The organism is Sphingobacterium sp. Lzh-3, from assembly GCF_046764375.1.
In the GTDB taxonomy this organism is placed as follows: domain Bacteria; phylum Bacteroidota; class Bacteroidia; order Sphingobacteriales; family Sphingobacteriaceae; genus Sphingobacterium.
This window is the reverse complement of the sequence record NZ_CP177226.1, coordinates 407641-431091: the sequence shown is the minus strand read 5'-3', so window position 1 is coordinate 431091 and position 23451 is coordinate 407641. Positions and strand designations below refer to the sequence as shown.

Sequence of the window (23451 nt, the reverse complement as noted above, 5' to 3'; positions counted from 1 at the left end):
TGTTTCTCTTACCTATCTGCCTTTTTGTGTTTTGAGTTTATATCGCATGTTCCTAAATATCATCCGAACGAATGATACGCACGGAACCTACAGTTTTTTCAGCATTTTTATTTGTATTATTGGCCACGTACCAGTTTCCTGTCCATACATCATAATAAATACCGAATGGTTGAAAGAACCTTGCGGCCACATCCTTAATTGGGACATTATCAATAACTTGACCTGTTTCATCACTCGAGGAAACTCTAGTAGACAACTCAGTCATCACATCCGTCTTCAAATCATAGTAAAAAATCAGATTGTGATTACCAGCTGTAGCCAAAAGCACATCTCCCGCCGTAGCAAACAACCCTCTGTTATTGACGTTTGAATTTTGATATGGTGCTATCGAATTCGATGTAAAATTGTATTTGAAGATATTATTATTATTGTTGCTTGACACATACATATCCTCGCCATCTGGAGTTATAGTCATCGTAAATAGATTGCCCGCACCACTTGGTATCGCCAATGTGGATACCGTATTTGCTGTCGTTGAAAGATCGATCTTTCTTAGGCGAGCGCCTCCCCATTCTGAAACATATAGAGATTTTCTTGCCTTGTCAAAAATAATACCCGATGGTCTATTAAATGTTGCAGCAGAACCTACACCATCAGCTGTGCCCGAGGCCCCTGTACCAGCTATTGTCGATACCGTATAATCTCCGTTCGCATTTTTTACGATCTTACGAATTCGATGAGCTCCAACAGCACTAGCGGCATCTGTCGTATAAATGGTACCCGAAGAATCGACAGCTACTCCCCACATACCGTTAAAGGTTGCCGCGGTGCCAGCTCCATCGACAGATCCTGTCGCACCACTGCCGGCAATGACACTAGCACTCCCTGAAGCATCAACCATAAACAATTGATTCTTATAACCATCGGCAATATATAAGTTATGGCTATTATCCATCGTTATAGCAAAAGGACCTTTTACACTAAGTCCATTATTCAAAACCAAGGTTGAAACTTTTAAATTTGTCAAAATAGGCTTCGTGTACCGGGGGTCCAGATCTTTAATCATCACCTGAAAAGGTGTAACCGTATTAGATTCCCCTAGCGTCATTGTGCTATTTTGCACTTCAAATCTCACTTTGGAATTATTGTTGTATTTGATCTCTATATCCCCTGGATATACTTTGTTAATGAGCGTAAATTGACCAGTGTTATCAAATTCACCTTCCTCCCAAGTAGAAAATTCCCTATCTACAACCGATTTATAACGATACTGGAATTTTTCATTTTTTATAACTTGATTACTGAAAACCTGCTTGCTCACCAATTTCAAATTACCTTTGCCGAATAAGGATTTAGTAGTCAAAGTAAGCTCAATTGGGGTCCTCGTCAACAAAGCTCCCTCTAGTGAATCTGGCATATATGCCACATCCGGTTCGGCAACCTTCACCTTATAGTGCACAGGAAATGCTCTGCCTGTAAAAGATACCCTACCCTGTTCATTAGACAACAAAGTATCTACAACAGAATAAGATTCTGTATTACTTTCGCGTTCATAAAGTCCTACTTTTATACCCACATATGGCTGCTTGAGGTCACTGAGTACCTGAACATTGATTTGAGAAACTCCAAATCGTGGATAGCTGTTCAATATGATTGGATAATCTTTGTTTTCAGTAATATCTACAAAATTCTCATCCAAGTGATAACGTCCTGTATCCCGTATAGATACTTTTACCAAATTAGGAAATGGGACATCGTACCTAAATTGTCCTTTTACATCAGTAGACACAGTATCTATAAAAGTCTGCTCTCCATTGGCTTTCGTCTGCCGTTGAAATAATATTTTTACGCCTTTTAACACCGTATTATCATCAGTATTAGTTAAAGTCCCTGAGATACTTCCTCGCTGGACAACAGTAGTCTGATTCCAATAATCATCCCTTTTACATGCTGCAAATGCTATAAGGGCAACGCATGTTGCATAAAATAGTTTTCTTTTCATCATGGTCTAATCGATTCGGTTATTTTCCAACAAATTCAGTTTCATAGGTATTCAAAAACACCTTCCCTTCGAGTCCCCAAGATTCGGCCGGTTTGATATTTAGCCAATAAAAAATTTGGGGTGCAATGTCTACTGCGCTTAGCAATAGTTCATCAGGATTTTTTTCTGAGCCTGTCAACAACTTACAAAAATCATTCTGTAAAAACTCCCAGCTATAAGCTCCATTGATCATAAAATCAGGTGCCCCAGCAATGTTGTTTTTCAATCGGGCCCCTACGCCATCTCCTAGATCCCATCCACCGATCATATCAGCTTTATACTGATTATCCACTGGACTTTTACAATAATTATTCGTTATGTAATCTACGGGCAATGCTTTATTATAAATACAAACATCCTTCACCGATTGTATCAAAGTACCACCTACATAAGACGCCGAATAGCCTACATTCAGATTACTTGCAGAGGTTCCCTGTGCTGTACCTAAGCTACCTTCCGCCCCCATCTCGCCATCAGTAAATACCTGAACTTTACGAGTTGAGCCATCCATATAAACACGTGCCGTCAGAGTATACCATTTACCTACTTCAAATTTCTTATCAAAAGTGACTTGTGTTCCTTTTATCTTAAACCTCCAGCCAATACCACCATTGTGGATAAAAGACCAACCATCATCGGAGTTACCAGTATTGGCCTGCTTAGAGATAATAGCCGGATTTAACGTTCCAAATTGATGAATCAATAATTTCAGCTGAATTGTATATTCTCCTGAAGTACCTAGGTTATAACGTGACGCATCTGCTGCTGTTATTGTACCATTAATATTGTTCCTTGCCTTGAACCCGTTGGTAAAAGGCGGTGCTACAAATTTACGTTTGACAAAGTTTGGATTGTATAGAATAAGCGGAACCTTACGCTCCTCCAGCGTAGCACCACCATAATTTTTATCATATCCACCATGATTGGATGTAATCACTACTAACCAATCTTCACTAGCATAACTTTTTCGCTGCTCCACTGCGGCTAAGATCTCGCCCACATAACCATCAATTCGGTCCAATGTTGATTTGTATTTTAGATTATCCAAAGAGAATCCTCCGGTCATCCCCTCCGTATTTAAGTCACGAAAATTGACCACGGTGAACCCTAAATCTTTCTCTCCATTTTTGATACGATCCACAGCCTTCACTTTAACTTCTTCATCTGAAGCGACCACTCCATTGTCATCTGACAAGTTAAATAAATTATGATCCAATGGTTCCCACGCTGTAATCGACAGTGTTTTGAGTATCCGTCCTGATTCCAATAAGCGCTGGTATAAACTAATATAGCCCGTGGAAACTCCAGTACCATTATGGTCATGAATATCATCATCATCTTCTTCCGCTATAGCAAAATCATTGGTGGTTACACCGTGTTTACTACTACTTTTCCCACTCAAAATTGTTGTCCACGTAGCGGCATCTTTTGTATTGGCATCGGCCATGCCTTCAAAAGTATACTTCGAATGTTCCAATAGTTTACCGATATTAGTAGGAACGTAATTATTTAGTTCTGTTCCTACTAATCCATCGATTGAAATTAATAACACCTTTCTATCCTTAGTAATTACTTGAGGTTCCTCTTTTTCAAACACTAAGGGCGGATCAAAATATTTTTTACATGACATAAGGCAACAAACCGTAACAACTAGCATGCTCCCCAATATATATTTATAGTTCTTCATCTCGATTTATATTTTCATTTATTTGTCGAATGCCCAGGCACCAAGTTCTGCCATAGCCACATCCGCATGGATTGCAGCTTTAATATTCAAACGGAACTCCTTAAATTTTCTTTGAACACCGTCCGAGAATTTCACGTATACCTTTTCTGGATCATTATTCATAATTGCCAAAGTATTTCCGCCTTCCATTGGTACGACCTCCCAAGCAGCCGATGCATTGGCCCGAACCTCCATCGTATAATCAGTAAGATAACGTGTCAAGTACCCCGAACGTCCCTGAAAATAGAATCCGTCAGCGTTAATATCATTTGGGCTTACAACAGCAATACTGTATGGGAAAGTCTTCACGCTACCAATATGCCAAAAGGTAGCAGACTTCCCGTCAAAAAGATTAGTAAGCGGATAACTCGCATGTGAAGAATACCCAGAAGAAAGGGCCGCCGTCCAATTTGTGGTGCCAACATCCGTTCTATAGACTGGAATAGGTCCATCACCTCCTGTTTTGGTGACTGGGTTAAATAGCCAAACTGCTTTATTCAACAATGGAAACCCCTTTTCTTCAGACACATAACGTTTAGACACTGTACTTACCTTGAGCCCCCATTGATTCAAATAAGGTTCCATATCTATTTTGGTATATTCCGATAATGCCTCGTAAAAGAAATCTATTTTAGACTGATCATTTGCTGAAGTAAAGCGCGCTTCACGCCCTCGGACATAGATGTAAGTCATAAATTCATAGCCATACTTTTCAAATATCTGTGCATACATCATCAAACGGATATCGTGTGCTTTACTTTTATAAGCATTACCTTCAACATCCATACTGGCCCAGTTAATGTCATCTTTAGTTATCCCAGCAGTTTTCTTTGCCGCGATATAAGGAACCGCACTATTCCATACTTCGGCAATCTTATAACTCTGATGTCCAAAAACCTTAGATACCCTAAAATGGAACAAGTTATTGGTAACCTCGCCATTTCCGGCAAAATTCCAAGTCGAGCCCATTTGCATGTTATGACCTAGTTCGTGAAAAGTTCCCCAATTGGCATTTTTCACACCATCTATACTAACTGCTTGCTTGAAGTAGTTCTCAGTAGCGCCAGCCCGAACCGGATAACCCGAAACCTGGGCTACCCCTGGTTTAAAGAGAACGTCATGGACAATCCGCCACTTGTTGAAAGGAGCGCGATGTCGAATATCAGGATTCCCTTCGGTCATCCCGGTCCAATCCCAATAGCCCTCACGAATAGCTTTATCCCAAGTTTTCATTAATTCAGTAGGGTCTTCAATAGGGTGCTGTTTTAACCGTTCAGTCTGCATCGTAAAAACGATGCGGTCCCCTTCCAGATCAAACCAAGGTACTGTTGATTTTGCCACTAATGCTTTCCATTCTTCATTTGTCGTAGCCCCAGGACCACTCAATTTAAAGCTCGGCGCTTTGGCGACACCCGAAAAATGAAGATCTACCACACGTCCAATCGGACGGGAAGGGATAATATAAATTAATCCACCATAAAGGTTGCGCATATAATTTTTCCCTGGAAAAAGTGTAGCCTGACTAAATATGACAGCATCACGAGCAGGAAAATCAATACCATCCAAACTAGTTGAGACATGCGGACTAATCTGCGCCGTCAAACCATACACACCTTCTGGAACATTGATCACCACCAGTTCACCAGCCGGGGCATACACCCCAGTCCCTTGCCATGCTCCGGGCGCAACAGAGATTCGTAAGTCTGACGCTCTGATCTCTTCATAATTGAGATCGATCTGCACTAAATAATTCTCCAAACGAGGCTCTTCCGCCGTCATCAGTCCAGGGAATAAACGTGCTTGTGTGTATTTTGAATAATCGATCTTAAAGCGATTGGTATCAACACTCACTGTTACAGTATCCTGATAATCAACATCGGAATACCCGTTATCTGCCGGGTTAAGGCGATCCTTTCGACAAGAGTAGGCTAAGGAAAGAAAGCCTGCCGCCAACAGTAAAAAACTAAAATTTCTTTTCATGTGCATTATCGGTTAATTATTGGAAAATGCTGGAGACCAGCTTTGGGCATCCAAATTAAATTGTCCTACCTCAAGGATATTCATCCAGTTATAGATCATCAATGGGGCATCAACTGTACGAACAACATAACGATCCATGCGCTCCGGCAAAGTCGGGCACAATGAGGCACCCCGTTCTGAAAAACTGTTCCAAACATAACTTCCTGTCAACTCAAAATTTCGTTTATTCTTACTTTTGTCTTTCAGTATTGCGCCACCGTCGTCAGCAGGCCAATAGCCAATCAAATCATTGTAAAACGGACTTGTAGAGATTGCCATCGTTGAACAGGATATTGCTTTAATCACGTCATCCGGAATCGCTGCCTTATAGATTCTAACATCAGCAATAGTATGAGCAAAACCACCATTATTTCCATAAGACCCCTCATAATAGCCCAATTTTAGTGGACTATCAGAACTTAAATTCCGACCAGCAAATGTCGTATTTGTACTTTTTAGATCGCCATCTCTATACATCTTCACAATACGGTTATTTCCGTCCTTGTAAATTTTTACGGTCAATGTATACCAAGTATCGAGATCGAAAGCTGTTCCATCTATAGCATAATTTGCTCCAGTTGAACTATTCCCAATAAACCTCCAACCTGAGCCTCCATTATATGTAATAGACCAACCAGCTGGAAAATTTGCAGCGCTGTTTTGCTTTCCGAAAATTACGCCATTTTGTGCTGTACCAGCCTTACCATTTCGACCATTCATTTCATTAACTTTCAGTTTCAATTGTATGGTATAGTCCCCGGCATCTACGCCCGTACCCAAGTTATATAATGCCGCTTGAGCCGCAGGTAAATTTGCAGATCCATTCGCTTCAGAATACCGCACCGCCGAACTTGTCCATGCCGGATCTACCGTTTCCATGCGTTCTACTAATTTGTAGCTAAACTCCGGGTTATTCATTAGGACAAAATTATTGCGTTCTGGGATCGCAAATACACTACCATCCTGCAGTGCCGGATTAAGGGTATATTTCCCCCCATTAGTCGAAGCGACAACAATCAGCCAACGTTCGTTTTTATAATTTTTACGATTGGTTATCGTTTTTCTTATCTCGCCAAGTTGGTCATCAAACATTGCCAATGCCTGAATATATTTATCATTCTCAGGACCATATCCTGTCTGTTCTCCCACTTGTCGAACACTGGAAAACGTTGCCATGACAAAAGTAGCCTCATCCTTACTCAATTCATCCTTTGTTGCACTTAACACCTCAGCATCTGTAGACAGGACTTTATTATTGTCCACACTATTCGCTTCAATCAGTGTTGGCACGAGTGGATTGGAGGTCAATAGTGCCGTTCGGCTCCCTTTATATTGTTTAATCCGTTTGAAGAACGTCGGATAGGTTGCTAGATTATTGCCGTTCAATTGATCATCACTGACTTTATGTTTTTCAATTTCAGTACCTGTCAGCAGGTCAGCATAATCTGTGGCCAATGTTTCGTGTTCACTACTAACGGAATTCCAGCTAAAAACGCCGTTCATACTGAGCGCAGCCATATTGGGCATATGCCCATAATCTGTTGCTTCACTGCCAACAATTGTCCCAACAGCACCTTCAACGACAACATACGCGATCTTGAATTGATTGGCACTTAAGCCTAGATCCTTAGGTTCTGAGCCAAACTCAAGTTTATTCTCTATGCTTTTGTTGCAGGAAAACGCAACGACCAATAGTAGACAACCCCAAGCAGCAAACCTATATTTTTTCCATGTATTTCTTTTCATCTTTTAGATTTTATAGATAAATAAAAGCTAATCCAATAAAGTCAATCGAACGATATTGCCTAAATTATTTTTTCCATTAAAGGATTGGATACGACCGACAAGGGTAATTGTTTTTTGTCCCAGGTTATTGGTTCCTTCTAAGGAGTCATGTATCGTACCGACCAGTCTACCTGTGTTGTTAAAATCTTCCACTAAATTTCCCTTCGAATCGATTATCATCAAACCCTCGCGGATAATATTATTATACTTGCCAAAGGATCCCGTGACCAGAATGAGACTATTGGACAACTGTACCGCATAACCTGGAAATCCAGATGCAAAACCTAGGCTTTGGAAATTTGCGTCACTGCTCCCGTCTTCATTGAGCAGCACCATCCCATTGGCAGGTTTTCCATTAAACATGGTAAAACTACCTGTCACTAGGTATTTTTTTGTCAGCTTAGAATAACTTATATTAGATACAAAACCATTAGCTCCACTACCAACTTGAAAATCTGCATCAAAATTCCCGTCGCTTTTTAATCGGACAATGTTATTGGCATTTTGTGTATTGTTAAAGCGTGTAAATGCTCCAACTAAGATCAATTTGCCATCGTCTTGCAAAACTGCGTCGGCAATTATACCGTTAACACCCTCAAAACCTTTATTAGGCAGCGTCGTTTTATTAACAAAATAGCTATCATCCAATGCGCCATCGGCCTGCATGCGGGCCACACCTCCCATTGGAAAAATATCCATCAAGATATTGTCATAAGTAGATCGAGTATAATAATTGTTGACATACTGGCCAAACTGACCAACCACAGTTACCTTATTATTTTGGTAAAAAGTTTTTACGATTGGCGATAATGTACCACCATTAAAAATCGGCACGATCAGGTTACTTTTAGCCGGATCAGAAGTTAGGTTAAGGATCGGTGTAGATTTCACCTGCAGTGCTCCTGTACTACTGATCGTAGTCATATTTCGCACCAGCTTTATGGTATCGTACTGCGTGATATTGCCTGAGATTAAAATATCCTTATTGTTCATTTCAACCATCGATGTGATCGCACCTGTCACACCTTGGCCAAATTGCATCCCACGCACAAACTCACCACTATTGCTGATCCGTGCAATACCTGTAATTTTGGTCGATGCTGCATTACCATTATAGTCTGTAAAATTGCCGCCGATAAATACCTGATTGGCGGATGTCCTTAAAATCGAATAGATAGGACTATTCGCTCCTATGCCAGATTGGAAAGTTGGGTCAATAGAAAGCTTACCAACGATAGGCAACATCGGGCCGGCAAATATCTGTCCATCAACGACAATTTTGACCCCACCGGTACTACAATCTTCAGGGACAATACCTGTCAAGGTCGAATCACTGATATTGGTGACTTGTGCCTGCATATTATTGATATAGAATTTCAGTTGATCTTTGTATTTCAATAAGCCTCGTATACTGAATACTACTTCTGCTCCGGGTTTTGCTTGGGACGGAGATGGCGCCACCTCCCCAAAAACAACATCCACCGGTTCCTTACCTCCTGCATATGGATCTGGCCCGTATTCTAGCTTATTACTGCACGAATACAGACTAAGCATAAAAGTTCCTGCAAGGATATATTTCGTTATGTTCATTATTTCAACTATTATTTCGTATTATAATCTATTCCGAGCTCCATAGCTAAATCCGTGAATCGAGTCCCCATAAACCCAAAGATGTGGTTTCTGTAATTGAGGACATGCACCCGACCATTAGTTGGCTGAATATTGGAAGACGCCACAAAAGTACTGACCCAACCTTGGGTAGGATTTGTAAAGTCCGGGATATAAGAAACCATCAATTGTCTCGGTCCGCCGTACTTGATCGTAGCGTCGCCATTTTTCAGGTCATGAAAGACAACACCAACATTGATTGCTTCATCTGCATTATAGGTCTGATAGATCTGACCACCAAACGCGTATTTGGCAGTTGTATCCACTTGTCTGAAATCTGTCAAACCATAATCTCCTTTAATAATATATTGACTCAACAAACGACGATAAACCTCGGGTTTCACATCTTTAAACGATTTAATCGTATCCCTGCCCAATATATATAGGTTGAAATTCAGATTGAATAGCGCACTTTCAAACGCCGGATCCGGTGGAGCGAAAAAAGTAATCTTTTCATTTTTCAGGACATCTTCCATGCCCGCGTAACGAATAATCTGAACCAATGTATCAAACGGATCCTCAGGGCGCTGGGCTTTGGACTCCAAATACTCCATCATATTACCCTTAAAATGAGGATCTTGAACACCGCTATCTTCAAAATAATCTTTGTTGCTACAAGATGCCAAAACGGTAAGCAATAAGATTACCGCAGCTAGGATATTATTTAATTTCATTTGCACGTTTTCCTTTCTATTTCCAGTAGTTATTTAATGTCATGTAGGGATTGTTGTTCATCGCTTTTGGATTGATCGGCCAAGTCCAGGCTTCCTGCAGATAATCGCTATAAGTAACCGGATTAAAACAATATTTAGCATCGTATAGCTTCCCGGTCCGCACTAGGTCATAATAATAATGTCCTTCTCCCATCAGCTCTTTGCATCGCTCCCAGTAAATCGCATCTTTCAGGTTATTATCGTAATTATTGCTAGCGGGATACAGCCCCGCCTCAGCACGCGCCCGAATCATATTAAGTAAGGTAGTAGCCTTAGTTTCGTCGCCCAAATTAGCGTTAGCCTCGGCCTGCAATAGAATTGCGTCAGCTAAACGAAGCATAATCTGATAGTTACCTAATGACTGTGCGGTATTGCCCTCACCTAATGCGAGATTAAAAAATTTAAAAAAAGTAAAAGCACCTGTTCCCGAAAACATAAAATTGTCACCCTTTGGGTCGGTAAACCAATATTTGATCCGTCCATCTTGTTCGCCATCGGGATACAGCGTGTGCATGTATTCTGGCCGATACGTCAACTCGCTTAAATTAGTCGTTGTCTGATTCAAAATAAAATAAGGCGCATGCAATACATGGGCGAAATAAGTCTTCCGTGTATTTGAATAGGATTCACCATAATTCACATTATTGGGGATTTCAAATAATCCCTCTTTTGAACGTCCATTAAATACCTCGGCGACCCTATTGATCGGTAATAGCTCATAGGCTTTACTTTCTAACACACCATCATTGTAAAGCTCATTACCGAAACGGTCAACAGCCTGATAATATGTTTTTTCATTTGCCTTATCAAAACCAGCAAGCCACATATTCAGATGCATCATCAAGGCTAGAGCCGAACCTTTCATGGCTCGTACCCCACGATTAGCAGGATCTGCATAAGTCCAAGGCAGGTCGTCTTTTACTTTCTCCAAGTCTTCCAGACAGGCTTTGGCAACTTGAATATGCTTTGTCCGTGGAAGAGGATCCTGGTTGTAAGCATCGGTAAAGTAAGGCACATCCCCAAATAGACGCAACATTACGAAATAGGACATACTACGCATAAATACAGCTTCAGCTTGATAAGCCTTCACTTCCGCTTGTGAAAATGAAGGATCATTTTCCGCGACTTTTGGCACTAGGGAATATAAAATATTAGCGGACTGAATCACTTTATAAATAGGTGTCCAATCACTGATTTTATCCCATTCGACATTGTATGTCCAGAAACGATCGGCATCTGTTCCAGGTTCCGGACGAACGGTATTCACCAAGGTTCGAATATCACCCCGCGATATATAAGTTATATCAAGTCGATTAGGAAAGGTTGCCGTACGCAAAACAGGTGCGTTGCGGAAATCACCGACCAACAGAATAGGACGGTCGATACCTACCCCGACGCGAAAGAGACGATATATTTCTCGTGTAAATGTTTCCGCATCGTTTTTATCACGCCAGAAATTATTACCCGAAAGACTATCGGTCGGTTCCACATTTAAAAATTTCTTACATGAAGATATTCCTATGATTAATGCAACTGCACAAATCAGTTGTAAGAGGTTATTCTTTTTCATTTTCATCTTCGATTAGAATTGAACATTTAGACCAACAGTGTACGTTTTTGGTGTTGGATAGCCATCTGATCGGTCGTATCCCATCGCGGTTACACCCTCTGGGTTGGGGCCCGTGTATTTAGAAAAGGTGTACACATTATTGGCAGTACCATAGACACGTAAGGAAGTAATCTTATATTTCGACGTCCATTGTCGGGGGAAATTATAAGCTAATGTAATGCTATTGATTTTCCAATAAGATCCATCTTCCAAAAATAAGGTCTGATTTGGACGGAAAGGTTTTACACCGCCATTTCGTGAATAATCAAATGGATTAGGCAAAAATGCATTGTCGCCATAATTTGTCCAAAAATCATAACCATCCATCGGTAAGAGTGCTGAATTTTTTTGTCCACGTGTATCACCAAACAAAGGGTTACCGTAAGAATTCATCTGACCCGCCATAGCCGCATTGATCACATCACGCTTTAAGGTATAAGATGTATTAACATTTAAACTAATGTTTTTATATTGGATAAAAGTCGACAAGCCTCCCGTCACTTTTGGCTGCGCATTTCCAACAATCACCCGGTCACGATCATCGAGTATGTAATCACCATTTAAATCTGTCCAGTAAGGATCACCAGCCTGAAAATAATACGTTTTTCCATCACGGATCGTTTTGTAGGTTTCACCGGTTTCAGGATTAATTGGAACGGACTCATTGGTTGGGAATACCCCACGATAATCGTACAACAAATAGGACATGCTATTGCGGCCGAGGCGATAATAAGTATCGAAACCATTCCCACTATTATCTCGGACAATATATTGTCTTGCATTATCCGGAAGACGTGTTAGAATATCATTATTAATAGCACCGTTCAACGAAATATTCCAATTGACTGGGCTATTTTGTGGAAGCGGTCTAAACATGAAAGTAAATTCATAACCATAGTTCACCATACTCACATCATTCCCTTTCAGCATACTATAACCATTGTGATCCGCTAGGTTGCGTTCCCATAGCATATTATCCACTTGCTTGTAATAAAACTCCTGAATTGTGGTAATCCTATTGTTTAAAATACCCGCCTCCACGGCCAAACTGGTGGACGTGGTAGTTGAAGGGATCAACTTACTATTCGGCATTTGTTTCCAATCAAATCCAATGGTTGGGTTATTATTAAATTCCCCTGTAAAAATATATTTACCATTGGCATCAAATACAGTTCCTGTAGGTACAATATTTTTACCCCAACCGGCACGGAGGGACAGGTAATCCAACCAATTTTCTGCAGCATCTTTCAAAAAGCTTTCTTTTTGCATATTCCATCTTGCAGAAATCGATGGATTTTTTTGCCATGGAACATCTGGGCCAACACTTGAGGATTTATCAAAACGATAGGTAAAATCCACAATATATTTCGACATATAATTATAGCTTAACGCTCCGGCAAATCCCGCAGAACGCACATCCGACGCATTATTTAAAACGCCACCTTTTGATGAACCATAACCTAAGGGGCCTTCCAGCTGATCATTACCAAAACCTGTTTTTTCCTGCGCTTTCGCTTTCAAATTCATGAGGTTTAACTCATTAAACACATAAGTAGTTAGAATATGCTTATCCTCAGGTCCCCAAGATTTAATGTAAGTCAGCTGCGCCATATTATAGATGGTATTCCGCTGCGAGTCGTAATTATATAATTTGGAAATATTATTGTTCGAAATACCCGGCGAAAAATTATCCGTACGATCACTGATGTAATTGTAACTAAAGTTATTTTTTGCACGCAATCCTGGGATAAGTTCATATTCCAATTCGACATTGGATTTGATATCTGTCATTCGGTTATCGTTGCGTCCCAAGATACTCGCGGCCACCGTTGGATCAACAAAAGGTGAATTTGGGGCTGGAAGCAATGACGACGCCGACGCCGAATTAGCTACCCCACCCTGACTAACGGCAGTTCCCGTACCCGTCTGTTGACGACCAATATTTCCGGCCATATTCACAAACATGCGAAAACGGTCAGTTGGTCGGTACTCCGAGTTCATCGTCAAGGTATAACGGTCGAAACCAGTATTTTGCACAATACCTTTTTGTGTAAAGTACTGGCCATTAATCTTATAATTGAATGTCGCATCTCCTCCGGAAGCATTTACGTTGTGCGACTGACTATACGTCGGTCGGTAAAATACATCTTGCCAATTCGTCGAATTATTAAAATATGGATTGAGACTATCCGAAAGTATTTGATTGTCAAAAATAAGATCCCGACCGTGATAATAACCTCCCGAATACCCCAATATTTGATTGATCCGCGAGAGACGTTCGTTTTTTCCGCCCAAAACATTGCGTAATTTAGGTGGCAGATTAAAAAATTGATTGGTCGAATACTGAATAATCGGCACCTTGGAAAGCCCTCTTTTTGTGGTGATCCGGATGACCCCATATGCTCCCCTAGAACCGTATAATGCGGTAGCTGCAGCATCTTTCAAGACGTCAACAGATTGTATATCCTCTGGAGGGATTAATGAAATCGGACTAATACCCGCACCGGCGCTATTAAATCCATATTGAAAGTCTGTATTGTCATCAACTGGCACACCATCCACAATATATAATGGTGAGGTTGGTGTCAAAAAAGCGTCTTGCCCTGATCCGCTAACTGAAATATTGGATAAACCACGTACTAAGACCGATGCTCTCACCCCAGGTTGACCGCTATTTACCTGGACGTTCATCCCCGCTACTTTTCCTTGCAACAATTCAGTCACATTGGAAACAGGATTGTCTTGTAGTTGTTTACCGTCGATGGTCATCGATGAACCTGTCAAGGTCTCGCGTCTACGCGTCATAAATCCCTGAACGACGACTTCCTTCAACATGTTTTCATCTCTGGTCATGTAAATAGTAAAGATGAACGCTTTTCGATCTACCAATGATTGTGTTGTAGTCTTATAGCCTGTACTTGTAAAAATTAGGATATCATCTTTCGGAGCCGTCACCTTAAAAGATCCTCTTTTGTCTGACGACCCCAGTGCTTTATTCAATTTGGTGGACCTAATCGTTACATCAGAAACACCACTTCGTGTGGTCTGATCTTGCACGAAACCTGCTACATTCACCGTTTCTTGCGCCGTGACAAGCCTAACGATCAATAGTAAACAAGCAATTAGTATATATCTTCTCATTTGGTTTTTCATGGTTAATCGTTGTCAAATAAAGGAGCCTCATCCGGGAAGAAAAATATAATCTCCCAATCCCCTTTTTCATAAATATTGAAATCGAATCGTACTCCTGAAAATTCTCGAATTCCGCCGAATGCAATCCTTGTAAAAGTAAAGGACGTCGAAGCCCGCCCACCTGAAGTCCATTCTGTGGCTAATGTAGGAACCAACGGAATAGGATAAGCGACATCATAACGTACCGAAGTAGAATCTTTATCAAACGTTTTATTGAAACCATGCACCAACTTATCCCAATTTGTATTATTAAATCTTGACAATTTTATGGGTTGCAAGTCAGGTCCAAGGAATTTAAAACTTAGCGAACTTCCTTCGCCTTTCTTATAGAACCATATTTGGGGCTGCACCAGGGTTCGGGTAGAATCTCCCAACAAATTCATTGTTATTGTTGGGCGTAAAATCCCCCTCTCAACAAAAGGAGCGTAAGGTTGTTCTTTCAATGGCGTCAACAACATATTCTTAAAGAATCTACGACCGCCATTACTGCTGACTTCTACATCAAAATAATAACCGGAATCTGGATATGATTTCAACACAGTAGAATTACTTGTACCGTGCATTGTTAAATTTCCCGAATGCTGCGCGATCTCCCAAAGGGGCCTCATTACAGTATCCCTTTTTGCCTGTATTTCTGCTAAAGATTTTTCAGTCCCCGTATAAGGTTGCTTCCAGATGGATACCGGAAACAATTTTAGCAGCTCCGGTGCTTCCTTTCCTTCAAAGGTTCGAACGGCAGAAATTCGAAAACTCAAGGGTAAGGTGGATTCACCAGCATTAAAAATATCCTGAAATTGAGTTGTTTGCCCTAAAATTGGTTTAAATTCCGTCTGTGTAAAGTTCATATCCAAACTAAACGCATCTAAATCGGAGGGAAAGTTTTTCTTACAGCCAGATAAAAGAAATATGGCTACAAGGAACATTAATTGAATATATTTTCGATTCATAATTACAGGTTAAAGCGGTTTAAGAATTCACCAAATCCGAACTCATGACCATTGGCCAAGATATGAACGACACCATTTTGCGTCTTAATATTAACAGCTTGTGTAGCGGAGCGTGTCCAATATTGGGTAAAATTGGATCCCTTTGTATCACTATAGAATACGGTGACCAATCCACCATCCACCAATCCAGATGCTTCTTGTTTCACGCGCTGTGCGTGCATAGGTTGATCATGTGTCAAAGTATGCACAAATAAACCATCAACATAGAGCATGGAATCCGTTGTTACAATTCCCTTCACGATATACTTGCTCAATAGGATATCCAACTGATCTTTATCTAGATCTTTAATATACAAGGGCGCTTTCTTCTGATTCTTTCTGATCAAATTGAAATTGTTAATTGCAGACTGAAATGACGCATTCGTTGGTGCAAAGACAGTTAAGCTATCTGAAGCAAGCTGGTTTTTAAGTTCGGGAAAAAAGGCCAATGCATGCATCAAGGAATCATAGACCTCAGGTTTGGATTCGAAATATGCTATCGTATTTCCGGAGAATAGATTTTCTTGATTTTGAAAATCATAATAACCTTCTGTTTTATTGCAACTTGTTAGTATAAAACCAAACAATAAACCGAATATTCCGACACCACAATATTTTCTTATAGTTTTCATATTATTTCCAAAATGAATTTTGATTTAATTGGCTATTATTATTCAGTACATCTTGTGCAATGGGCCAGAATATGCCCTTTCCATCAATAAGTTTATTAAATTCAGGATCATTCCGCTTTAATTTCTTGTAGCGAACTAAATCATACCAACGCCAGCCTTCCCCCAAAAGCTCTCTTCTGCGCTCGGCGAATATTTCATCCAACAGATCGGCGTCAATAGGGGAATCATTTAGCCCTCTACTTTTGCGGACTTGGTCCAACAACCCTTTGGCCAAATCCCGCTGTCCCAATACAACGAGTGCTTCTGCACGGAGTAACGCGATTTCTTCCAAACGTGAAAAGACTATGGCTGAGCTAAATAATGGCAAAGAGCCATCTGCACCCGAAACACCCTCCCGGATCACTTTAATTTTGCTGAAGATGGGGTATTGACCACCAATATTAGAGAAATAGGTAGAAGCGATCGTGCCATCCTTGGCGATATTATACCGGACATCGTTGTCTTCTGTAAAAACCTGGATAATATGGTCATTTGGAATATAGATATCTGGGGTCGCTTTCGACACCAACGGGCTTGCTAATGTTAATTGCTCCAAATGTCCCTCATACGACGCTTCTCCCTCGGCCCATTTAAATGGAAATGCAACCAACTGTGAATTGGATGAATTATAGAAAAAACCATTTGCGGTGGTAATGTTGGAGGACAAGTTGAATGACGCCCCAGATTTACTTGCATTAGTAAGGACATAATCTGCATATACTGATGCTCCCAAATAATTACCTGACCAAGCGGCAATATGTGCCAGGATTGTATTTGCCGACAAACGATTAAAAAGTACACCGTTCCATCGATCGCGATTGGAACCATGGTAATTTAATGTAGGATATACTGGATCTGTCTCACTCCCATAAATAAAAGGCAACTCATCTTTGATGGATTTGATCTGATTTTCGGCATAGGCCAAAACCTCCTTTTCTGGGGAAGCTTTAATATTGGGAAAATTGCCTTCATAAGACTTATCCCAGATAGGTACATCACCCCAGGTACGGGCCAAAAGATAATAGCAAAACCCTTTGATAACTCGCATTTGAGCGATATCGATCTTATTGTTTAGCGCAGTATATTGCGCATCTAGGGGAACAATTCTGCCGGAATTTTCGATAAACAGATTGGCCGCATTGATCACCGCATAGAATTTACGCCAGTTGCTCAATTTTTGTACTAGGGGATAAGATGAATTTAGTTCACCAGCTATAATAACATCCAAGTCTCTTTTATTAACCGCCGAAAAATCCCCGGATCTTAACTCGCCGTACATCCAATAGCCATTATCTTGTGCCAAAGCGGTACGTAACAAACCATAAACTCCCATCAGTGAGCTTCGTGCATCGTTAATATCTTTCCACTTGTTCTCTTCGTTGACAATATGTCTGGCGTCAACGTCCAGCATGCTGCTACAACCAGATAACAATGGGCTCGCCGCAGCAAAAGCAATCAGTAGCAGGCTCAATTTGCTACATTTCCGCACGTTTCGTTGTGTTGTTTTCATCATTAACTCTCCTTAAAAATCTAGCTTAATACCTAATACAATCGTTTTTGGTAATCTCAGTCCTTCGCCTGTATCATACCCAAAGAAGTTAATCAACTCTGGGTCACGTCCCGAATATTTCGTGAGTGTAAGCAAGTTACTTCCACTGAGATAGAGGTAAAATTTAGAAAAGCGCGCATTCGACTTTTTGACCATCGATGTAAAGTCATAACCAAATGTCAGATTACGCAATTTCACAAAAGATGCATCTTCCAAAAACATATCCTGTTCCGCTTGATACGGTGATACTGGAGACCACGGATTATATAACGGGTAGGCCTTTTCATCAAAGTTCTTTTCCCAATAGGTAATGTCCCGCACTGAGCTAAGTGAATGCCCCTCATCTTGGTTCGCAAAATCAAAATACCGCGCTGTTTGTGCATTTAACGCGTCTTTTTTCAGATTAAAGTACAATAAGAAGCTGAGGTCAAAGTTGTTCCATCCGAATCTATTATAAAATCCACCCGTAAACTTAGGAATGTAATTACCCATTAAAACACGATCCTTATCATTGATATCAAAATCGCCATTTGTATCTTCCCAGCGTGGATCACCACCTTTCATGGTTGTACCGTTATAGGTCAAAATTTTATGATCCGCATTTACAGGAACATCCAGATCGTTTTCATAGATCCCCTGATTTTTCAACACCCAAAATTGATCGATGCGATTACCCACAGCAAGTTTTCTGTTACCAATTTCTATCTCCTGCAAACCACGAGGTAGGGCTTTTAGCTGATTGGTATTAAAAGCGATATTAAAGGAACTATTCCAGGATAAACGATCAATAGCAGCAGGAAAATTGAAATTCAACGTAAAATCTACCCCTTTGTTATTGATGGCCATGCCACTCAACCGTTCATACTGATAACCAGATTCAGCGACAGTAGGCACTGTAAACACAACATCTTTGTTATCCTTATTGTAAAACTCTATACGGGAAGTAATTTTGTCACCTTTCAAAGCGAAATCAATGCCGGCATTAAACATATCCGTATAGGCCCAGGGCAGATCGTAACCTACCCAACCGGACTGATAAGGTCTGCTAATTGTACCTATTCCATTGTAGGAGATTACGTTTTTATTGGAGCCCCAACCCAGTTCCGTACCATATTGCGGCCCCGCCGCTTCAATATCGGTGGATGGAAGATTGCCCAAACGTCCCCAGGACGCCAATATTTTAAGACCACCAATATCGTCGCTTTTGATAAGTGAATTAAAATCATATTCACCATTGAACGTGAAAGAAGTAAACCATCTATGGTCTTTTTGTACTGCTGAAGACCCATCTCGGCGAATGAGAGCTCCGATTTTTAAAGCTCGATCAATGGTATAAGTTCCACGGAAATAAGCTGACGCCAATCTAAAATCCATGCGATCCTGATAGTAATAAGGAATAAATCCTACGGACTTTAGGTAATTGGATTTTTGGCTGTCGCCTTCAACGACATTTACCTTGATAAAATCATTCGGCCCTTTGTAACCTTGAATAAAATTATACTTCTGCTTATCTGATTGGTAGCTAAATCCGGCTTCCACGAACAAATTGCTTTTATCGTTGATGGTATAACGATAATTCAATGTATTGTCAAAAGCCATTCGTTCATTATAGCCATAGTAATTCGAAACGTAATTGTTTCCTGACATCAAGGTTGATGGCCAAAATACATTACGAACATTTTCGTTATAATCCAGGTATAACTTGGGTGCGAAATTTAAATTTTTAAGGATAGCAAAATTTAAAGCAAAGGAACCCAACAAACTGGTGATATTGTTTTCATCCAAGGATTTTTCATACTCATCCACATACAGTCCATACAAATCCTTATTCGGAGACAAAGGAGTAGACAAATCCGGGATATAAGCGGTCTCCCCCAAACGCTCAGTGATCGAACGGTTTCTATCTCTGTTCAGTCGTGTTCCTTGAATCATACTCGATATCGTCAACCATCTTATGGGCAACATATTCAAGTAAAATGCCGCTTGGTAGCGATTTAGACTTGTTTCGTCTGCTGCGCCCGCATCACCAGCATAATTTCCAAAAAAACGAAAGTTAGCACGCTCGGAACCACCCTCTAAGCTACCATTGATATCGTAAATTGGCTTCGCTTTATAATAAAGATCGGTCCAGTTGGAAGGGCCATAAAAGTTAACGTTTGAAGAATCACTCAGATAAGCTGGATAAGCTGCCATTTGGCTCTCATTAGCATACTTAGCATAGAATGGAGTCCTAAATTTCTTTTCAAACTCAGCATTTATGGTGGTTACATTTGATGGTGTAGCATAACCATAATGACTGTTGACACTGATTTTCCTTTGACCAGCTTTTGCATTCTTTGTAGTAATATAGATCACACCATTCGCGGCTCTCGGTCCAAAGATAGCGGCAGTACTATAATCTTTCAGCACATTGATAGATTCAATATTATCTAGATTAAAAATACTGTTGATATTCGTTGCCGCACCAATCGGTTGGAGGTTATAATTCTGAATAGCATAGCTTAATGTTTGATCGTCAATTAGAGGGATACCATTCATAACGATCAGAGGCTTACTTTTATTGACATCTGCAATATCAACAATTGGGCGAGCTAAGCCGCGCACCAGTACATTTTGTTTTATTGTCCCCGGTTCTCCAGAAGATTCCTGAATATACACTCCTGCACTGGTCCCTTTCAACATCTGTTGCATCGTGAGATAGGGTCGCTTCTTTGCAGCAGCAATATTGACGGTATCTACACCTAGGTAAGGTTTGGTAGGATCCGAAGAGTAATAGATAATCGAATCTTTGGATACAGTATCTGCCTTCAATCCGAACTGCAACCTAAGGGAGCCTGTACCACGATTTGATATCGAAGGGGGCGCGGCTTCCAACTCAGGTAAACAACCTAAACTCAGCAGAAAAAATAACGTACAATAGCTTACATTTCTTTTCATAAACAGTACTCAAAAGGTTAAATGCCAGTATAATCCAGCACATCTTGGTTTTTAATCAATTAGACAGGTTTTTTATTGGTCCCGTATTCATTATGAGTGTAATATTACAGCTTTGAATCCATTCCGGCTTAACAGCTTCTTAACGCAATCGATTGCCCAAATGCCGAAAACGTTATAGTGTAAATGCGACACTGTTGCCCCAAAAAACACATTTTATAATCAGAGATTACTTCCTATTTTTTGTCTTTTAAGCATGTTTATCTTGGTCAACTGAATGCATTTATACCAACAATACCAGGTACGAACTAGTAAAAAAATAGCATCAATACGTATATAGAGAATTTCATGAAGAGGGTGAACATTAGGCATTGTGCCCGAGAGATTAGATAGCAAAACATCGTAAATCCACTAAAGAATACCGTTGCAATATTTTTTCTCTAAAAGCAACACAATTGATCATTATATCCCTATCGATAAAGTCGGAAATTTAATTTCGGTAGATAGTCCAGAACCGGGTGATCCAAAATTAAAAGCTTTGATTGAAGAATGGATTAAAAATAAAAGTAGGTTGAATCGGGAACTATTCAATAGCTCCCGACTCAACATTTTTTTCCCTATCTTTTTTTTAGATACCTTTGTATCACAATGAAAAACTAAAAATGGATAGTACAATTGCACTTTGGCTAAAACAAATCGCAGAAGGCGACCGAACTGCATTCGATGCACTATACAATCATTTCTGGAAAACAATCTACCAATATGTTTACCCCAAAACTAAAAATACAGAAGCAACGGAAGACATTCTACATGATCTATTCCTGAGTATCTGGAAAAACCGAAGTAGATTGCAAGAAATCAATAACATCGAATCCTACCTCAAAACTGGCGCACGCTACCTCACCTTCTCCTACTTCAATAAAAATAGCGAACAGCATAGGGTGGATATCGATAAAGTAGATATCATCCTCGATGATGCGCCAATCGAAGATCGCTTACATTACCGCTATCTATTGGACCTCATTCAAGAAGAGATACAAAATCTTCCTGAACGTTGCCGAATTATTTTCAATGAAAGCCGCATCAACCACAAATCCATCAACCAGATAGCCCTAGAATACGGCCTATCAAAAAGTACCGTTGAGAATCAAATAAACAAAGCTCTCAAACGTTTACGCCTAGTTACCAAAGACTTCCATACCTTTCTCTCATTTTTTTAATTTTTTTTCATTTTAGCGTAGGTGCTTTTAGTTTTTTCGATGACTATATCTATACAAGGCTAACCAAACGACCTGTGAAGTCATCATGATGTATTCAAGTGATACAGGATAATGCATATCACTGATAACTCAATCATAGCTGAAACAGTCGAAGGCAACATAAATCTCTTAAAGAGACTGCTTACTAATGAATAAACAGATTTAACTAGATGAAAGTACCTAATACGCTGCAAAAACTAATCAAAAACTATCTATTGGGCTTCGAAAATAAAGCCGAATACGATACCTTGAAAAAATGGTTTGAAGAAGCGGAGGCAAACAACATGCCCACGGATAACGATATTCAAGCAAGTCAGCACCGTATACTACAACGTCTAAATCATAGTATGGCATTCCCTGAACCTAAATCAATTGGCTATAGGTATGGGATTCGTATAGCGGCTTCGATTACGATTGCGCTCGGTTTTGCTATGGGCTACTTCTACTATCAGCATGCCGTGTTCGACAAAATAGCACCTGCGCAAGTAGCGATGATACGCCCTGTCCAGGAAAATGTACAGCTCACTTTTGAAGATGGAGCAGTCGTCATACTCAATAACCAAGGTAAAGCTACCCAAGCTATTGAAGGCGTTCAGGAAATCAAAAACGGAGAACTTGTCTATAATGACAACGCAAATCACATCGTTCAAAATACGCTTTCAACACCTCGGGGGCAACTATTTAAAATTGTACTTCCAGATGGAACCAAAGTATGGATGAATGCGAATAGCTCCTTGAGCTATCCTTCGAAATTCATAGGTCCAGAGCGTTTAGTCGAATTGCATGGTGAAGCCTATTTTGAAGTTAGCAAAAATCCGGAACAACCATTCATCGTAAAAACAACCGATCAACAAGTCAAAGTTTTGGGTACACATTTCAATATCAATGCCTATGATAATGATCTTACGACGCAAACAACACTTGTTGAAGGTAAAGTTGAAGTACAGCATCAGCAGCAGAAAATACTCTTGACACCCAACCAGCAAGCGAATTTTAAGGGTACAGCGCTCAGTAAGAAAAATGTGGATGCCGCCGAATATATAACCTGGCGGGAAGGTTATTTTACCTTCCACAATGCCACAGCAAATGAAATCATGCAACAGTTAGCAAGATGGTACGATCTCAACGTCCGTCTTGACGACTCCGAAATAAACGAACGATTCAGTGGAAAAATCAATAAGCAGATGAATTTACAGGAAATCCTAACCGTCCTCCAAACTGCTGGGTTGAATTTCGATATCGTACAGAATAAAAATCAACAAAAAACAATCCTACTGAAAAACTAAATTATTAATACTG

At 40.3% G+C, this 23451-nt stretch carries 14 protein-coding genes; 2 read left to right on the top strand and 12 right to left on the bottom strand.

All coding sequences use genetic code 11. The features are described 5' to 3' along the window. Positions 1–52: 52 nt before the first annotated feature. From ACLCDV_RS01640 to ACLCDV_RS01585, 12 genes are read right to left on the bottom strand one after another with little or no spacing between them, the layout of a single operon-like run. Positions 53–2005: a hypothetical protein gene (locus ACLCDV_RS01640; protein ID WP_411972786.1), complete on the bottom strand. Its 1953-nt coding sequence runs from the start codon at positions 2003–2005 to the stop codon at positions 53–55. 16 nt (positions 2006–2021) lie between these two features. Next, positions 2022–3728 (bottom strand): hypothetical protein, encoded by a 1707-nt coding sequence (locus ACLCDV_RS01635; protein ID WP_411972785.1) that lies wholly within the window; start codon positions 3726–3728, stop codon positions 2022–2024. 18 nt (positions 3729–3746) lie between these two features. Beyond that, the gene (locus tag ACLCDV_RS01630; RefSeq protein WP_411972784.1) at positions 3747–5747 is read right to left on the bottom strand and encodes a M60 family metallopeptidase; all 2001 of its coding nucleotides are present in this window, start codon (positions 5745–5747) and stop codon (positions 3747–3749) included. A 12-nt stretch (positions 5748–5759) separates the two neighbouring features. Further along, positions 5760–7532 (bottom strand): LamG-like jellyroll fold domain-containing protein, encoded by a 1773-nt coding sequence (locus ACLCDV_RS01625; RefSeq protein WP_411972783.1) that lies wholly within the window; start codon positions 7530–7532, stop codon positions 5760–5762. Between the two features lie 27 nt (positions 7533–7559). Then, positions 7560–9161, bottom strand: a complete 1602-nt coding sequence (locus ACLCDV_RS01620; protein WP_411972782.1) for a DUF5008 domain-containing protein — start codon at positions 9159–9161, stop codon at positions 7560–7562. 11 nt (positions 9162–9172) lie between these two features. Further along, positions 9173–9913 (bottom strand): fasciclin domain-containing protein, encoded by a 741-nt coding sequence (locus tag ACLCDV_RS01615; RefSeq protein WP_411972781.1) that lies wholly within the window; start codon positions 9911–9913, stop codon positions 9173–9175. A gap of 16 nt (positions 9914–9929) precedes the next feature. After that, the gene (locus ACLCDV_RS01610) at positions 9930–11522 is read right to left on the bottom strand and encodes a RagB/SusD family nutrient uptake outer membrane protein (RefSeq protein ID WP_411972780.1); all 1593 of its coding nucleotides are present in this window, start codon (positions 11520–11522) and stop codon (positions 9930–9932) included. Positions 11523–11534: 12 nt separating this feature from the next. Next, positions 11535–14702, bottom strand: coding sequence for a SusC/RagA family TonB-linked outer membrane protein (locus ACLCDV_RS01605; protein WP_411972779.1), 3168 nt, complete (start codon positions 14700–14702; stop codon positions 11535–11537). A 14-nt stretch (positions 14703–14716) separates the two neighbouring features. Then, positions 14717–15700, bottom strand: a complete 984-nt coding sequence (locus tag ACLCDV_RS01600) for a DUF5007 domain-containing protein (RefSeq protein WP_312337998.1) — start codon at positions 15698–15700, stop codon at positions 14717–14719. Between the two features lie 2 nt (positions 15701–15702). After that, on the bottom strand, positions 15703–16371 hold the full coding sequence (locus ACLCDV_RS01595; RefSeq protein WP_333626929.1) for a fasciclin domain-containing protein: 669 nt from the start codon (positions 16369–16371) through the stop codon (positions 15703–15705). A gap of 1 nt (position 16372) precedes the next feature. Next, positions 16373–17923: a RagB/SusD family nutrient uptake outer membrane protein gene (locus tag ACLCDV_RS01590; RefSeq protein ID WP_411972778.1), complete on the bottom strand. Its 1551-nt coding sequence runs from the start codon at positions 17921–17923 to the stop codon at positions 16373–16375. A gap of 9 nt (positions 17924–17932) precedes the next feature. After that, on the bottom strand, positions 17933–20896 hold the full coding sequence (locus ACLCDV_RS01585) for a SusC/RagA family TonB-linked outer membrane protein (RefSeq protein ID WP_312338004.1): 2964 nt from the start codon (positions 20894–20896) through the stop codon (positions 17933–17935). A 659-nt stretch (positions 20897–21555) separates the two neighbouring features. Here ACLCDV_RS01585 and ACLCDV_RS01580 point away from each other — a divergent pair. Together ACLCDV_RS01580 and ACLCDV_RS01575 are read left to right on the top strand one after the other, a co-directional pair. After that, positions 21556–22113: an RNA polymerase sigma factor gene (locus ACLCDV_RS01580; RefSeq protein ID WP_336835405.1), complete on the top strand. Its 558-nt coding sequence runs from the start codon at positions 21556–21558 to the stop codon at positions 22111–22113. Positions 22114–22322: 209 nt separating this feature from the next. After that, positions 22323–23438, top strand: coding sequence for a FecR family protein (locus ACLCDV_RS01575; protein ID WP_201666729.1), 1116 nt, complete (start codon positions 22323–22325; stop codon positions 23436–23438). The last annotated feature ends 13 nt before the right edge of the window (positions 23439–23451 follow it).

What these genes read in the sequence shown, in the direction of transcription:
- ACLCDV_RS01595 (WP_333626929.1), bottom strand. Translation starts at nt 16,371, where the DNA reads ATGAAAACTATAAGAAAATATTGTGGTGTCGGAATATTCGGTTTATTG.
- ACLCDV_RS01590 (WP_411972778.1), bottom strand. Translation starts at nt 17,923, where the DNA reads ATGATGAAAACAACACAACGAAACGTGCGGAAATGTAGCAAATTGAGC.
- ACLCDV_RS01600 (WP_312337998.1), bottom strand. Translation starts at nt 15,700, where the DNA reads ATGAATCGAAAATATATTCAATTAATGTTCCTTGTAGCCATATTTCTT.
- ACLCDV_RS01610 (WP_411972780.1), bottom strand. Translation starts at nt 11,522, where the DNA reads ATGAAAAAGAATAACCTCTTACAACTGATTTGTGCAGTTGCATTAATC.
- ACLCDV_RS01635 (WP_411972785.1), bottom strand. Translation starts at nt 3,728, where the DNA reads ATGAAGAACTATAAATATATATTGGGGAGCATGCTAGTTGTTACGGTT.
- ACLCDV_RS01620 (WP_411972782.1), bottom strand. Translation starts at nt 9,161, where the DNA reads ATGAACATAACGAAATATATCCTTGCAGGAACTTTTATGCTTAGTCTG.
- ACLCDV_RS01625 (WP_411972783.1), bottom strand. Translation starts at nt 7,532, where the DNA reads ATGAAAAGAAATACATGGAAAAAATATAGGTTTGCTGCTTGGGGTTGT.
- ACLCDV_RS01615 (WP_411972781.1), bottom strand. Translation starts at nt 9,913, where the DNA reads ATGAAATTAAATAATATCCTAGCTGCGGTAATCTTATTGCTTACCGTT.
- ACLCDV_RS01580 (WP_336835405.1), top strand. Translation starts at nt 21,556, where the DNA reads ATGGATAGTACAATTGCACTTTGGCTAAAACAAATCGCAGAAGGCGAC.
- ACLCDV_RS01640 (WP_411972786.1), bottom strand. Translation starts at nt 2,005, where the DNA reads ATGATGAAAAGAAAACTATTTTATGCAACATGCGTTGCCCTTATAGCA.
- ACLCDV_RS01605 (WP_411972779.1), bottom strand. Translation starts at nt 14,702, where the DNA reads ATGAGAAGATATATACTAATTGCTTGTTTACTATTGATCGTTAGGCTT.
- ACLCDV_RS01585 (WP_312338004.1), bottom strand. Translation starts at nt 20,896, where the DNA reads ATGAAAAGAAATGTAAGCTATTGTACGTTATTTTTTCTGCTGAGTTTA.
- ACLCDV_RS01630 (WP_411972784.1), bottom strand. Translation starts at nt 5,747, where the DNA reads ATGAAAAGAAATTTTAGTTTTTTACTGTTGGCGGCAGGCTTTCTTTCC.
- ACLCDV_RS01575 (WP_201666729.1), top strand. Translation starts at nt 22,323, where the DNA reads ATGAAAGTACCTAATACGCTGCAAAAACTAATCAAAAACTATCTATTG.